The organism is Segatella sinensis, from assembly GCF_040095255.1.
GTDB lineage: Bacteria > Bacteroidota > Bacteroidia > Bacteroidales > Bacteroidaceae > Prevotella > Prevotella sinensis.
This window is the reverse complement of sequence record NZ_JBBNGE010000121.1, coordinates 1-1,229: the sequence shown is the minus strand read 5'-3', so window position 1 is coordinate 1,229 and position 1,229 is coordinate 1. Positions and strand designations below refer to the sequence as shown.

At 47.2% G+C, this 1,229-nt stretch carries 1 protein-coding gene; it reads left to right on the top strand.

The features are described from left to right. Positions 1 to 123: 123 nt before the first annotated feature. Positions 124 to 1,229 (top strand): IS1634 family transposase (locus tag AAAT87_RS15360; protein WP_428848590.1); only part of this gene is annotated, 1,106 nt, incomplete at its 3' end.

Here is a 1,229-nt window from a genome sequence, read left to right as displayed (position 1 = left end):
CCAATTACCTAGCTGATTTTGCATAAAGAATCCTAATTTGCGGCGAATGTTCGGGAAAATCCCCAAAATGCTACACCCGCCCGTTTTGCCAGTTCAAAAATTGTGTGTACCTTTGCCCCCGAAATGTATATATCCAAGGCAAAGAAATATCGCGATCAGGGAGATGGTACAGCAATCGCTTATGATTACTATCGTCTCACGAAGTCTTACATCGACAAAGATGGCAAGACTAAGCATCGTAGTGTTCTTTGCCTTGGAGAACTTCCCGGCTTTGACAAGGATGAACGTAACCGACTGGCAGCCATGCTTACCACTATGATTGAGGATGGACAAAGCGTGATGTGTGATAACAAAAAGCTCTACGAGGAAGCCATGTCTCAATACGTGAAGTACCGCAGCAGCAAGTATGCCCAGGAAAACGATCCCCGTCTCATCGCCGAGCGCAAGGTTCGCGAAGAAGAGGAGCGCAAGAAAGCAGTTGCCGTTAAGCTTGAAACGCTCACCCAGCATGAAGCTCGCATCATCGGTTGCGAGAACCTCTGCAACTCTACCATGCGTATGCTTGATATTCGTAAATATCTGACCTCCAGGGGATGGAAGCGTGACCATATAAACTTTGCCCTCATGCAGATTATCGCACGTGCCATCTATCCATATTCAGAATTGAAGACCGTCCGCTATCTTCGTGAGAACACTGCACTTGCAGAGATGTTCGGCATTCCTAAGGAGAAAATAACCAAAGATGCCTTGTACGAAAGTGCCAAGCGTCTGTGGGACGAGCACCATGGTCTTGAGGACTGGCTCCATGACAGGGTATGCAGCATGTTCGGCATCGAGGAGAAAATCCTTCTGTTTGACATCACAAACTCCTACTTTGAGGGGAAAATGGAGAACAGTGAACTCTGTCAGTATGGTCGTTCCAAAGAGAAAAGGGACGACTGCAGGATTGTTGTCCTTGCTGCTGTAGTAAACACAGAGGGATTACTCGTCCGCACAATGATATACGAGGGAAACCGTCATGATTCTACTACCGTTGAGGAAGTCGTTGGCACTTTGGCCAAGACCACCACTCAGGAAGCCAAACGTGTCGTAGTGATGGATGCAGGCTTCTACTCCAAGCCGAATGTCAATTGGTTAAAAGCCAATGGATTCGACTACATTACCGTACTCCCTTCCGGCGATAGCAAGTTCGAGTCTACAAGTTCAGAAATCATCAATCATACCGACAA